Origin of the sequence: Streptomyces sp. NPDC058671 (genome assembly GCF_042716475.1) — a bacterium.
Lineage (GTDB): Bacteria > Actinomycetota > Actinomycetes > Streptomycetales > Streptomycetaceae > Streptomyces.
On the sequence record NZ_JBHXSA010000005.1, the window covers coordinates 141143 to 153276 of the forward strand.

At 71.6% G+C, this 12134-nt stretch carries 12 protein-coding genes; 3 read left to right on the forward strand and 9 right to left on the reverse strand.

Features of this window, described 5'->3' with window-relative positions:
- Positions 1 to 130 precede the first annotated feature (130 nt).
- Positions 131 to 2179, reverse strand: coding sequence for an APC family permease (locus ACFWV2_RS08370; protein ID WP_384403612.1), 2049 nt, complete (start codon positions 2177 to 2179; stop codon positions 131 to 133).
- Between the two features lie 235 nt (positions 2180 to 2414).
- Here ACFWV2_RS08370 and ACFWV2_RS08375 point away from each other — a divergent pair, with 235 nt between their 5' ends.
- Positions 2415 to 3083 carry a TrkA family potassium uptake protein gene (locus ACFWV2_RS08375; RefSeq protein WP_360789170.1) on the forward strand — a complete coding sequence of 223 codons (669 nt, stop codon included), beginning with the start codon at positions 2415 to 2417 and terminating at the stop codon, positions 3081 to 3083.
- Positions 3083 to 3763, forward strand: coding sequence for a potassium channel family protein (locus tag ACFWV2_RS08380; protein ID WP_384403616.1), 681 nt, complete (start codon positions 3083 to 3085; stop codon positions 3761 to 3763). The genes ACFWV2_RS08375 and ACFWV2_RS08380 overlap by 1 nt, the downstream gene beginning before the upstream one ends.
- Positions 3764 to 3929: 166 nt before the next feature.
- Here the strand turns inward: ACFWV2_RS08380 and ACFWV2_RS08385 are convergent, their stop codons facing one another.
- From ACFWV2_RS08385 to ACFWV2_RS08420, 8 genes are all read right to left on the reverse strand, one after another.
- Positions 3930 to 4685, reverse strand: a complete 756-nt coding sequence (locus ACFWV2_RS08385) for a DUF3159 domain-containing protein (RefSeq protein WP_384403619.1) — start codon at positions 4683 to 4685, stop codon at positions 3930 to 3932.
- 3 nt (positions 4686 to 4688) lie between these two features.
- Positions 4689 to 5096, reverse strand: a complete 408-nt coding sequence (locus ACFWV2_RS08390) for an OB-fold nucleic acid binding domain-containing protein (protein ID WP_360789162.1) — start codon at positions 5094 to 5096, stop codon at positions 4689 to 4691.
- A gap of 57 nt (positions 5097 to 5153) precedes the next feature.
- Entirely contained in the window at positions 5154 to 5840 is a 687-nt protein-coding gene (locus ACFWV2_RS08395; protein WP_384403623.1) for a response regulator, read from the reverse strand.
- 173 nt (positions 5841 to 6013) lie between these two features.
- Positions 6014 to 8560 carry a DUF4118 domain-containing protein gene (locus ACFWV2_RS08400; RefSeq protein ID WP_384403625.1) on the reverse strand — a complete coding sequence of 849 codons (2547 nt, stop codon included), beginning with the start codon at positions 8558 to 8560 and terminating at the stop codon, positions 6014 to 6016.
- A gap of 133 nt (positions 8561 to 8693) precedes the next feature.
- Entirely contained in the window at positions 8694 to 9422 is a 729-nt protein-coding gene (locus tag ACFWV2_RS08405; protein WP_384403628.1) for an ABC transporter ATP-binding protein, read from the reverse strand.
- A 213-nt stretch (positions 9423 to 9635) separates the two neighbouring features.
- The gene (locus ACFWV2_RS08410) at positions 9636 to 10400 is read right to left on the reverse strand and encodes a DUF3710 domain-containing protein (protein ID WP_384403631.1); all 765 of its coding nucleotides are present in this window, start codon (positions 10398 to 10400) and stop codon (positions 9636 to 9638) included.
- Position 10401: 1 nt separating this feature from the next.
- Positions 10402 to 10914, reverse strand: coding sequence for a dUTP diphosphatase (dut, locus tag ACFWV2_RS08415; RefSeq protein WP_360789150.1), 513 nt, complete (start codon positions 10912 to 10914; stop codon positions 10402 to 10404).
- Complete coding sequence (locus ACFWV2_RS08420; protein ID WP_384403635.1) at positions 10914 to 11498, reverse strand: PaaI family thioesterase; 585 nt, start codon at positions 11496 to 11498, stop codon at positions 10914 to 10916. The genes dut and ACFWV2_RS08420 overlap by 1 nt, the downstream gene beginning before the upstream one ends.
- Before the next feature lie 58 nt (positions 11499 to 11556).
- On the opposite strand from ACFWV2_RS08420, the gene ACFWV2_RS08425 reads away from it, so the two are divergent.
- Complete coding sequence (locus tag ACFWV2_RS08425; protein ID WP_384403638.1) at positions 11557 to 12072, forward strand: DUF3093 domain-containing protein; 516 nt, start codon at positions 11557 to 11559, stop codon at positions 12070 to 12072.
- The last annotated feature ends 62 nt before the right edge of the window (positions 12073 to 12134 follow it).

Below are 12134 nucleotides of genomic sequence, written 5' to 3' on the forward strand. Positions count from 1 at the left end.
GCCCACCCCCCGCGGGCCCTCGCCCCACCCACTCCGGCCCCCACCCCACATATCGGGTGGGGGGGCCCCCCCCCCCGCCCCCCCCCACCAGTCTACGTGCCGACGGGGGTCGGATTCGCCGTCGGCGGCCTCAGCCCTTGGCCGCGGGTTCCTTGTGACGCTTCTCCACCGGTCCGCGGCGCACGGAGCCCGGTGCGGTCCACTCCTGGCCCTTTCGCGCGCGCTTCTTCGCGACTTCGGAGGAACGGAGCTGGTACGGGACGGAGGTCACCATGACCCCGGGGGTGAAGAGCAGTCGGCCCTTGAGCCGGAGGGCGCTCTGGTTGTGCAGCAGGTGCTCGTACCAGTGGCCGACGACGTACTCGGGGATGTAGACGGAGACGGCGTCGCGCGGGCTCTCGCGGCGGATGTTCTTCACGTACTCGACGACCGGCCGGGTGATCTCGCGGTAGGGCGAGTCGAGGATCTTCAGCGGGACGTTGATGCCGCGGCGGGTCCACTCCTCCTGGAGCGCCCTCGTCTCGGCCGGGTCGACGCTGACGGTGAGCGCCTCCAGCTCGTGGGCGTGGAGCAGCTTCGCGTAGGCGAGGGCGCGCAGGGTCGGCTTGTGGAGCCGGGAGACCAGGACGACGGAACGGACCCGGGAGGGGCGTACGTACTCGTCGGGCCGTTCCTCCGCGGCGGCGATCTCCGCGGCGACCGAGTCGTAGTGCTTACGGATCGCGGTCATCGTCCCGTAGAAGATCACCATGCCGAGCAGGGCGACCCAGGCGCCGTGGGTGAACTTGGTGGCGAGGACGACGACGAGGACGAGGCCGGTGAAGAAGGCGCCGAAGGCGTTGATCGCGCGGGAGCGGATCATGCGGCGGCGCTTGGCCGGGTCGCGTTCCGACTTCAGGTGCCGGTTCCAGTGCCGGACCATGCCGGTCTGGCTGAGGGTGAAGGAGACGAAGACGCCGACGATGTACAGCTGGATCAGCTTCGTCGAGTCGGCTCCGTAGACCCAGACGAGCAGCGCGGCGGCGCCCGCGAGGAGCACGATGCCGTTGGAGAAGGTGAGGCGGTCGCCGCGGGTGTGCAGCTGCCGCGGCAGGTAGCGGTCCTGGGCGAGGATCGAGCCGAGGAGTGGGAAGCCGTTGTACGCGGTGTTGGCGGCCAGGAAGAGGACGAGCGCGGTGGCGGCGGCGAGGACGACGAAGAAGAACGTTCCGTCGCCGAAGACGGCGGCCGCGACCTGGGAGATGACCGGGTCCTGGACGTAGCCCTCACCGACCGGCGTGCCGTTCAGGAGCAGGTCGTGGGCGGGCTTCTCGGCCATCCGGACGTCGGTGGCCATGGCCAGGAAGATGATGCCGCAGAACATGGTGACGGCGAGGCCGCCCATGAGGGCGAGCGTGGTGGCGGCGTTCTTCGACTTCGGCTTGCGGAAGGCGGGGACGCCGTTGGAGATGGCCTCGACGCCGGTGAGGGCGGCGCAGCCGGAGGAGAAGGCGCGCAGCAGCAGGAAGACCAGCGCGAATCCGGCCAGCCCCTGGTGCTCGGGCTTGATCTCGAAGTCGGCGGTGGGGGCCTTCATGGTCTCGTCGAGGACGATCCCCTTGTACGCGCCCCAGGCGATCATGGTGAAGACGCCGAAGACGAAGACGTACGTGGGGATCGCGAAGAGGGAGCCCGACTCCTTCACTCCGCGCAGGTTCATCACGGTGAGGAGCACGATGACACCGACCGCGCAGGCGACCTTGTGCTCGACGACGAAGGGGATCGCGGAGCCGAGGTTCTCGATGCCCGAGGAGATCGACACGGCCACGGTCAGGACGTAGTCCACGAGCAGGGCGCTCGCGACGGTCAGTCCGGCCTTCGGCCCGAGGTTGGTGTTGGCGACCTCGTAGTCGCCGCCTCCGCTCGGGTACGCGTGGACGTTCTGCCGGTAGGACGCGACCACCGTGAACATCAGGACGACGACCGCGAGGGCGATCCACGGGCTGAAGTGGTAGGCCGACAGGCCGGCGACGGAGAGGACGAGCAGCACCTCGCCGGGTGCGTACGCCACCGAGGACAGCGGGTCGGAGGCGAAGACGGGGAGGGCGATCCGCTTCGAGAGGAGGGTCTCTCCGAGCTTGTCGCTGCGCAGGGCCCGCCCGATCAGGATCCGTTTGGGCACGTCGGTCAGTTTGGACACGCAGAGGATCGTAAGCGTTCGAAAAGAGCCAGACTCACCCCGACCCCCTATCCATACGGAATCTTTCCGTCTACCACCTCGGATGCGGTCCCGGCCAGTGTTGCCGCTTAAGCTCGGACCGGGTGACCCGGCAGGGCGTCGCCCGCCGCGGCCCGGGCGCATCGGGGCGAGGAGAGTTGTGAGCAGGGTGTTTTCGCAGGTCAGCAGGGCGATCAGGAGTGCGGGGTAAGGGGACGTGCACATCGTCATCATGGGCTGCGGGCGAGTGGGAGCCGCTCTCGCGCAGAACCTCGAACAGCAGGGGCACACCGTCGCGGTGGTGGATCAGGACCCGACGGCCTTCCGCCGTCTGGGGTCGGGTTTCGGCGGTCGGCGCGTCACGGGCGTGGGCTTCGACCAGGACACGCTGCGCGAGGCCGGGATCGAGGACGCCGGCGCGTTCGCCGCGGTGAGCAGCGGCGACAACTCGAACATCATCGCGGCCCGGGTGGCGCGCGAGATGTTCGGCATCGAGAACGTGGCGGCGCGGATCTACGACCCGCGTCGCGCGGAGGTCTACCAGCGCCTCGGCATCCCGACGGTCGCGACGGTCCGCTGGACCGCCGACCAGATGCTGCGGCGCCTGCTGCCCTCGGGGGCGGAGCCGCTGTGGACGGACCCCAGCGGCGGGGTGCAGCTCGCCGAGGTGCACACCTCGTCGGCCTGGATCGGCCACAAGATCAGCCGGCTGCAGGACGAGACGGGGGTGCGTGTCGCGTTCCTGACCCGGCTCGGCGAGGCGATCATCCCCACCTCGCAGACGGTGCTCCAGGAAGGTGATCTGGTGCACGTGATGATGCGTACGGATGAGATCGCGAAGGTCGAGGAGGCCTTCGCCGAGGGTCCCGAGGAGGGCGGTCACTGATGCGTGTCGCTATTGCGGGCGCGGGTGCGGTGGGCCGTTCCATCGCGGGCGAGCTCCTGGAGAACGGGCACGAGGTCCTGCTCGTCGACAAGGCGCCGACCGCCATCTCGGTGGAGCGGGTGCCGCAGGCGGAGTGGCTGCTCGCCGACGCCTGCGAGATCACCTCGCTCGACGAGGCGGCGCTCCAGCGCTGCAACGTGGTGATCGCGGCGACCGGCGACGACAAGGTGAACCTCGTCGTCTCGCTGCTCGCCAAGACCGAGTACGGCGTGCCGCGGGTCGTCGCCCGGGTGAACAACCCGAAGAACGAGTGGCTGTTCACCGAGGCCTGGGGCGTGGACGTCGCCGTGTCGACGCCGCGGCTGATGTCGGCCCTGGTGGAGGAGGCGGTGAGCGTCGGCGACCTGGTCCGGCTGCTGCGTTTCAGCCACGGTGACGCGAACCTGGTCGAGCTGACGCTCCCGCCGGAGTCGGCGGTCGCCGGCACGACGGTCGGGGACGTGGCCTGGCCGCAGGACACCTCGCTGGTGACGATCATCCGCGGTTCGCGGGTGCTCACGCCGAGCCCCGAGGAGACCCTGGAGGCGGGTGACGAGCTGCTGTTCGTGGCCGCGCAGGCCCGCGAGGAGCAGTTGGAGGACCTGCTCCAGGTCCGCCGCGAGGCCGGCCCCGAGTCCTGACCCCGCCTCTCGCGTACGTGCGGAAGGGCCCGGCGTACGGAGGGCTCTGAAGTACGGCCGGTCGTACGGAGGACCCTGTCGTACGGAGGCCAGGACGTGCGGAGGCTCCGAAGTACGGAAGGGCCCGGACCTGTTCGTCAGGTCCGGGCCCTTCCGCGTGTCCGGGTCAGGCCTCCGGGGGGTTCCGCCGCGCGGCGGCAGCCGCCTCGCGTTCCTTCGCGGCCCGCTCCTTCTCCGCCCGCTCCTCGGCCTCCATCTCCGCGAAGACGTCGATCGGCGGCGGAGCCTTCGCGAGGAACATCCAGGTGAGGTAGACCGCGAGCAGGAACGGCGGGATCTTGAGCGCGACGAGGACCCAGCCGAACTTGGTCGTGTCGGCCCACCAGTACATCGGGAAGAGGATCGCGCACTTGGCGAGCAGGATCAGGCCCCAGGCCCAGCTGGCCTTCGCGTAGGCCTTCTTCCGGCCCGGGTTGCGGGTGCGCCAGGAGAGGTTCTCCTTGAAGACCGGGCCCAGGATGAGGCCGATCAGCGGGACCCCGGCGATCGTCGTCACGATGTACGCGAGGGCGAGGCCCAGGGTGTACAGCATGCCCGGCAGGTAGAAGTCCTTGGCGTTGCCGGTCATCATCGCGAAGACCACGCCGAAGGCGACGCCGAAGACGCCGCTGAACGCGTGCTTGACGGTGTCCCGTCGGATCAGCCGGACGGCGACCAGGACCAGCGAGACCGCGAGCGCGGCGATCGCCGAGATGTGCAGGTCCTTGTTGATCGTGAAGATCGTGACGAACAGCAGGCCGGGCAGGACCGTCTCGACCATGCCCCGCAGGCCGCCGAAGGCCTCGAACAGCGCGGCCTCGGTGACCTCCTTCGCGGCCTGGGCGTCCTGGTCCGTGGTGGTCGGCTTGTCGAGGGACGTCACCGGCTACTCCTGTCCGAGCGGTCGGAGCTCGTATTTGGGGTTGAAGAGGACCCGCCGGCCGTGGCTCATGGAGATCCGGCCGGAGGCGATCAGCTTGCGGCCCGGCTCGATGCCCACGATGGAGCGCCGTCCGAGCCACACGACGTCGAGCGGTGCCGTGCCGTCGAAGAGCTCTGCCTCCAGTGCGGGCACACCGGCCCGGGGGCGCAGCGTGACCGTGCGCAAGGTACCAGTGACCTTGACTATCTGGCGGTCGGAGCAGTCGCAGATACGTGTGCACCCCGACGCCTGGGCGTCCTCCTGGAGCTCCTCCGACTCCAGGTCCTCCACGGAGGAGGAGAGCCGGTCGAGCATCCGGCGGAACCTACCGGATCTACCGGCCGCCTTCTCTGTACGCGGTGCAGCACTCATACAGAAAGCGTACCGGCCACCGCTGTCACCGAGACCGGCCTCGCCGCCCCTGTCCGTTCAGCGTTCGAAGCGGTAACCCATGCCCGGTTCGGTGACGAAGTGGCGCGGGTGGGACGGGTCGCTCTCCAGCTTGCGCCGCAGCTGCGCCATGTACACCCGCAGGTAGTTGGTCTCCGTGCCGTACGAGGGTCCCCAGACCTCCTGGAGCAGCTGCTTCTGGCTGACGAGGCGGCCGCTGTTGCGGACGAGGACTTCGAGGAGGTGCCATTCGGTGGGGGTGAGCCGGACGTCCCGGCCGTCGCGCTGGACCTTCTTCGCCGCCAGGTCGACGGTGAAGCCCTCGGTCGCGACGACCACGACCCCGTCCTCGGCGCCGCCGACCGGCTCGGCGCGGCGGACGGCCGCGCGCAGCCGGGCGAGCAGCTCGTCCATGCCGAAGGGCTTGGTGACGTAGTCGTCGGCGCCCGCGTCCAGCGCCTCGACCTTCTCGTCGCTGGTCTGCCGGGCCGAGAGGACCAGGATCGGCACCCGGGTCCAGCCGCGCAGGCCCCTGATGACCTCGACGCCGTCCATGTCGGGGAGGCCGAGGTCGAGGACGACGACGTCGGGGTGGCGTTCGGCGGCCAGGCGGAGGGCGGTGGCACCGTCGGGCGCGGCGTCGACCTCGTACTTCCGCGCCTTGAGGTTGATCACCAGGGCGCGGACGATCTGCGGCTCGTCGTCGACCACGAGGACCCGGGTCATGGAGGGGGCCTTCCTTCTACTGGGGTGCTGCTGTACGGAGACGGGCGTCGGGTGTCGGCGCCGGGTGCGGGCGTCCGGTCCGGGAGTCCGGTGCGGGTGTCCGGTGGCGTCCGGTGCGGGTGTCCGGCGCACGCGGGAGAACCGGCGTACGGGCGCGGGCGCGGCGGTCGGGGTCAGGTCACGGCGTGGGCCGGGAGGTCGGCGGCGGGGGCCGGCGGGCCGCCCCGCGCGGCCCTGAGGGTGAGCACCATGGTCAGTCCGCCGCCGGGGGTGTCCTCGGCGCCGAGCGTGCCGCCCATGGCCTCGACGAAGCCGCGGGCCACCGCGAGACCGAGACCGACACCGGAGCCGCGGGGCGCGTCCCCGAACCGCTGGAAGGGTTCGAAGATCCCGTCCTTGGCCTCGTCGGGCACGCCGGGGCCGCGGTCCACGACACGCAGCTCGACCCGGTCGCCCAGGGTGCTGGCGGCGACGGCCACCGGTACGCCCTCGGGGCTGTACTTGACGGCGTTCTCCACGATGTTGGCGACGGCCCGCTCCAGGAGGCCCTTGTCGACCTCGACCATGGGCAGCGTCTCGGGGATGTCCAGCTCGGCGCTGCCGTCGGGCACTCCCCCGAGCGCCATGGGGACGACCTCGTCGAGGTCGACCGTGCGGACCAGGGGGGTGACGGTTCCTGTCTGGAGGCGGGACATGTCGAGGAGGTTGCCGACGAGGTGGTCGAGGCGGTCGGCGCCGGCCTCGATGCCCTCCAGGAGTTCGGCGCGGTCCTGTTCGGACCATTCGACGTCGTCGGAGCGCAGGGAGGAGACGGACGCCTTGATGCTCGCGAGCGGGGTCCGCAGGTCGTGGCTGACGGCGGCGAGCAGGGAGGTGCGGATCTTGTTGCCCTCGGCCAGTTTCCTGGCCTCCTCCGCCTCGCCCACCAGCCGCCGCCGGTCGAGGACCACCGCGGCCTGGGCGGCGAAGGCGCCGAGGACCCTCCGGTCCTCCGCGGGCAGCACCCGCCCGGACAGGGCGAGGGCCAGCCGGTCACCGACCGGCATGTCCACGTCCGCCTCCTCCGGCCGGGCCGCCGGGTGGGGCCCCACGCTCGCCGCCCGCGTCCACGGCTCGACCTCGTCGACCCGCTCCAGAAGGGCCACCGACTCCATGGAGAAGGTCTCGCGGACCCGTTCGAGCAGGGCGTCGAGGCTGGTCTCGCCGCGCAGCACACTGCCCGCGAGGTAGGAGAGCACCTCGGACTCGGCGCGCAGCCGGGCGGCCTGGTGGGTCCGTCGGGCCGCCAGGTCCACCACCGAGGCGACCGCCATGGCGACGCCCAGGAAGACGGCGATGGCGACGATGTTCTTGGGGTCGGCGACGGTGAGCCGGTGGACGGGCGGGGTGAAGAACCAGTTGAGGAGGAGCGAGCCGGCGGCCGCCGAGGCGAGCGCCGGGAGGAATCCGCCGAGCAGGGCCGAGGCGACGGTGAGCGCGAGGAAGAGCAGCATGTGGTTGGCGAGACCGAGGTCGGCGTCGACATGGGTGAGGAGCAGGGCGAGGGCGGCGGGTCCCCCGACGCCCACCACCCAGCCGCCCAGGATCCGGGAGCGCCCGAGGCGGGCCCCTCGGGCGACGGGCAGGCCGCGTCCCTTGGCGACCTCGCCATGGGTGACGATGTGGACGTCGAGGTCGGTCCCGGAGTCACGGGCCACGGTCTGGCCGACGCCGGGGCCGAGCACGTACTGCCAGGTGCGGCGGCGGCTGGAGCCGAGGACGATCTGGGTGGCGTTGACGCTGCGGGCGAACTCCAGGAGCGCGGACGGGATGTCGTCGCCGATGACATGGTGGAACGTGCCGCCGAGGTCCTCGACCAGGGTGCGCTGGACGGTCAGTTCCTTCGGGGAGGCCGCGGTGAGCCCGTCGCTGCGGGCGATGTAGACGGCGAGCACCTCGCCGCCCGCGCCCTTCTCCGCGAGCCGGGTGGCGCGTCGTATGAGCGTGCGTCCCTCGGGGCCACCCGTCAGACCGACGACGATGCGCTCCCTGGCCTGCCAGGTGGAGCGGATGTTGTGCTCGCCCCGGTACCGCTGGAGGTACTCGTCGACCCGGTCGGCGGTCCAGAGCAGGGCCAGCTCGCGCAGGGCGGTGAGGTTGCCGGGGCGGAAGTAGTTGGAGAGGGCCGCGTCGACCTTGTCGGAGGTGTAGACGTTGCCGTGGGCCATCCGGCGCCGCAGGGCCTCCGGGGACATGTCGACCAGCTCGATCTGGTCCGCCCTGCGGACGATCTCGTCGGGGACGGTCTCCCGCTGGCGTACGCCCGTGATCGCCTCGACCACGTCGCCCAGCGACTCCAGGTGCTGGATGTTGACGGTGGATATGACGTCGATGCCGGCTGCGAGGAGTTCGGCGACGTCCTGCCACCGCTTGGGGTTGCGGGAGCCGGGCACGTTCGTGTGGGCGAGTTCGTCGACGAGGGCGACGGCGGGACGGCGGGTCAGGACGGCGTCGACGTCCATCTCCGTGAAGGCGGCCCCCCGGTGCTCCAGGGCCCGGCGCGGCACCTGTTCGAGCCCGTGCAGCATGACCTCCGTCCGCGGCCGCCCGTGGTGCTCCACGAAGGCCACGACGCAGTCCGTGCCGCGCTCCACCCGGCGGTGCCCCTCGGAGAGCATCGCGTAGGTCTTGCCGACGCCCGGCGCAGCGCCGAGGTAGATCCGAAGCTTGCCGCGTCCCATGGGTCGACCATACGTCCAGCCAATGGGACATTCCGCACGCGGGGAGAGGGCCTGCGCCGTCTTGACGTGATCCTGATAGCGCGGGGGCGTCTCCACGGCGACGGCCGAGCCGGTGGCCCTGTCGAAGCTCCCCTCAGTGCTCGATGATCTCGCCGTCGCTCAGCTCCAGGACCCGGTCGGCGAGGCCCAGGAGCTGGGGGTCGTGGGTGGCGACCAGGGCGGTGCAGCCCTCGCTGCGCACCACCGCGCGCAGCAGCTGCATCACGGCGAGCCCGGTCTCCGCGTCCAGCTGGCCCGTGGGCTCGTCGGCTATGAGCAGCGCCGGCTTGTTGGCGAGGGCGCGGGCGATGGCGACCCGCTGCTGCTGGCCGCCGGAGAGCTCTCCGGGCCGCTGGGCCGCGTGGTCGGCGAGGCCCACCAGGCCGAGGAGGAGGGCCACCCGATCCTCGCGCTCCTTCGGGTCCGCCCTGCGCAGCCGCATGGGTACGCCCACGTTCTCGGCTGCGGACAGGATCGGGAGCAGGCCGAAGGACTGGAAGATGAAGCCGATCCGGTCGCGGCGCAGCTCCAGGAGCCCGCTCTCACCGAGGGTGGAGAGGTCGACACCGTCGATGACGATCGAGCCCCCGTCCGCGGTGTCGAGGCCGCCCACGAGGTTGAGCAGGGTCGTCTTCCCCGAACCGGAGCGGCCCTTGAGAGCGACGAGTTCGCCGCGCGGGATGTCGAAGGAGACCCCGCGCAGGGCGTGGACGGCCGCTTCGCCCGTGCCGTACGAGCGACGCAGGTTCTCGACGCGGACCATCGGCGTGGCGGCCGGGTCCTCCGTGAGGGCCGTCGCGGACCTCGTGCCGCTCTCACTCATCCTGTGCTCCCCCTCCTCGAACGTGTGCGCCGTCAGTATGGTCCGCGCCCCGCGCCGAGGACCAGCACCGCAGGGCGGGCCTGTGGAGAACTGGACCCTGTGGACAACGGGAGGGAACGGGCCCCTGTGGAGAACAGGTCCTGTGGACAACGGCGGATGGGCCGCTTCCCGTACGCGAGGTACGGGAAGCGGCCCATCGGACGATGCGGTCGCTCAGCGGATCTCGGAGATCTCCGGACCGCGCTGGAGCTGGCCCATGCCGCCGGAGAAGCGGGAGTTCTCCTGCTCCTCCTGCTGCACGCCGTCCGGCACCATCTGCGCGTCGTTCGGCAGCTTGAGGACGATCGGGTCGCGCGGGGCCATCGGGCCGTCGCCGCGGACGACCACGGTGTCCCGGACGATCTGCTCCAGGAGCCCGGCTGCCTCGGGCTGGACCGCGCCCTGCCCGGAGATCACTCCGCGCAGGAACCAGCGGGGCCCGTCGACACCGACGAAGCGGACGAGCTGCACGCCCCGGTTGCCGTCCGGCAGCTGCACGGGGACCTGGGCGCGGAGCTCCCAGCCCAGCGGACCCTCGACCTCGTCGATGACACCGCCCTGCTGGATGATGCCGGTCGCGATCTCGTCGCGGACCTCGCCCCAGATGCCCTCGTTCTTGGGCGCGGCGAACGCCTGCAGCTGCACGGCGCTGTCGCGCAGGACGACGGTGGCCGCGACGATCGCGTCGCCCGCCACCTCGACCCTCAGCTCCATGCCCTCGACTCCGGGCACGAAGATGCCACCCAGGTCCACCCGGCCCTCTTCGGGCTTGCCGACCTCGGAGATGTCCCAGGGCCCGTCGGGCCGGGGCGCCGGCGGAAGGTTCTTGCGGCGCGGAGCGGTGTCGTCCGCGTCCTCGCCGTCCACGGCGTCGACGACCTGCTCGGCCTCGCCCGCCGCGTCCTCTGCGGCACCGCTCTTCTTGCGACGTCCGAACACGTCACTGTCCTTCCCGGTCGGATACGACCGAAGCGTATCGATTCCCACCCGCTGTGCCGCCCACGGCGGCGTGACCGCCGGTGGACCCGAAGCCCCCCTCGGCCCGCGCCGAGCCGGGAAGCTCCGCCACCTCGTGGAAGCGCACCTTCTCGACCTGTTGGACGACAAGCTGGGCGATCCGGTCGAATCGTTCGAACCGCACGGTCTCGCGCGGGTCGAGATTGACCACGATCACCTTGATCTCTCCACGGTACCCGGCATCCACCGTCCCCGGGGCATTCACGAGCGCCACTCCGCAGCGGGCCGCGAGTCCGGAGCGCGGGTGCACGAAGGCCGCGTACCCGTCCGGGAGGGCGATGGAGATCCCGGTGGGCAGCACGGCCCGCTCCCCGGGTGCCAGCTCGGCGGCCTCGGTGGTGACGAGGTCCGCCCCGGCGTCGCCGGGGTGCTCGTAGGCCGGGATCGGCACGTCCGGGTCCACTCGGCGGATCAGTACGTCGACAGGGTTGGGCATCAGGGGTTCACCTCGAAGGCGCGGGCGCGCCGGACCTGGTCGGGGTCGGACATGGCGGCCTGGATCTCCTCCGGCCGGCCGTTGTCGATGAAGTGGTCGACCTTGACCTCGATGAAGAGGGCGTCGGCTCGGACGGCGACGGGGCCGTCGGGCCCGCCGATCCGGCCGACCGCGGTCGAGAAGATCTTGCGGCCGTGCACGGCGGTGATCTCGGCCTCCAAGTGGAGCACGGTGCCCACCGGGACGGGCCGGACGAAGTCGGTCTCGAGGCGTCCGGTCACGGCGATGACCCGCAGCAGCCAGTTCAGGGAGCCGAGGGTCTCGTCGAGCGCCGTGGCGAGCACGCCGCCGTGCGCGAGGCCGGGGGCTCCCTGGTGGTCGGGCGTCACGGTGAACTCGGCGGTGACGGTCACGCCCTCGCCCGCGCGCGCTTCCAGGTGGAGGCCGTGGGACTGCCCGCCGCCGCACCCGAAGCAGTACGCGTAGTGCGCACCGAGCAGCTCGCCGGCGGCCGGCGCGTCGGGGTGGCGTACCGGCGGTATGGCGTCGGCTGGCGGGGTGAGGGCGGGAGATGTTGCGGTCACAGCCGCAGACCTTACCCGCGCGGATGGGCGTGGGTCGCGCCGTGCCAAGCTTGGACACATGCAGCCTTCCGCCCCGTCCCCCGCCCCCTCCCCCGCGACCCCGGCCGCGCCGCGCTTCGACGAGCGGCTGACGGCGCCCCGCTCCTGGTGGGCCATCGCGGGACTGCTCGGTCTCTCGGGCGGTCTGATCATGGTCCCGCTGGGTACGGTCCCGATGCTGGGCGGCGTGATCGTGGCGGCGGTGCTCGCCGGTGCCGCGGTCTCCTCGTACGGCTCGGCCCGCATCCGGGTGGTGGCCGGTTCGCTGGTGGCGGGCGACGCGCGGGTCCCGGTCTCGGCCCTGGGGGCGGTGGAGGTGCTGGACGCCGAGGAGGCGCGCGCCTGGCGTACGCACAAGGCCGATCCGCGCGCCTTCATGCTGATGCGCAGCTATGTGCCGGGGGCGGTACGGGTCGTGGTGACGGACCCGGCGGACCCTACGCCGTACCTGTACCTGTCCAGCCGCGAGCCGCAGGCGCTCGCGGACGCGCTCGACGCCGAGCGCGCGGACGAGGGACGCGGCGCCGAGGACTGACGGTCGACGGGGGCGGCCGGCGGGAGCGGAGCCGGCCCACCGCCGACGGGTGGCCGCCGCCT

Excerpts from the sequence above, each read along its gene's own strand:
- ACFWV2_RS08380 (WP_384403616.1), top strand. The coding sequence starts at position 3,083 with ATGCGTGTCGCTATTGCGGGCGCGGGTGCGGTGGGCCGTTCCATCGCG.
- ACFWV2_RS08390 (WP_360789162.1), bottom strand. The coding sequence starts at position 5,096 with ATGAGTGCTGCACCGCGTACAGAGAAGGCGGCCGGTAGATCCGGTAGG.
- ACFWV2_RS08395 (WP_384403623.1), bottom strand. The coding sequence starts at position 5,840 with ATGACCCGGGTCCTCGTGGTCGACGACGAGCCGCAGATCGTCCGCGCC.
- ACFWV2_RS08400 (WP_384403625.1), bottom strand. The coding sequence starts at position 8,560 with ATGGGACGCGGCAAGCTTCGGATCTACCTCGGCGCTGCGCCGGGCGTC.
- ACFWV2_RS08405 (WP_384403628.1), bottom strand. The coding sequence starts at position 9,422 with ATGAGTGAGAGCGGCACGAGGTCCGCGACGGCCCTCACGGAGGACCCG.
- dut (WP_360789150.1), bottom strand. The coding sequence starts at position 10,914 with ATGCCCAACCCTGTCGACGTACTGATCCGCCGAGTGGACCCGGACGTG.
- ACFWV2_RS08425 (WP_384403638.1), top strand. The coding sequence starts at position 11,557 with ATGCAGCCTTCCGCCCCGTCCCCCGCCCCCTCCCCCGCGACCCCGGCC.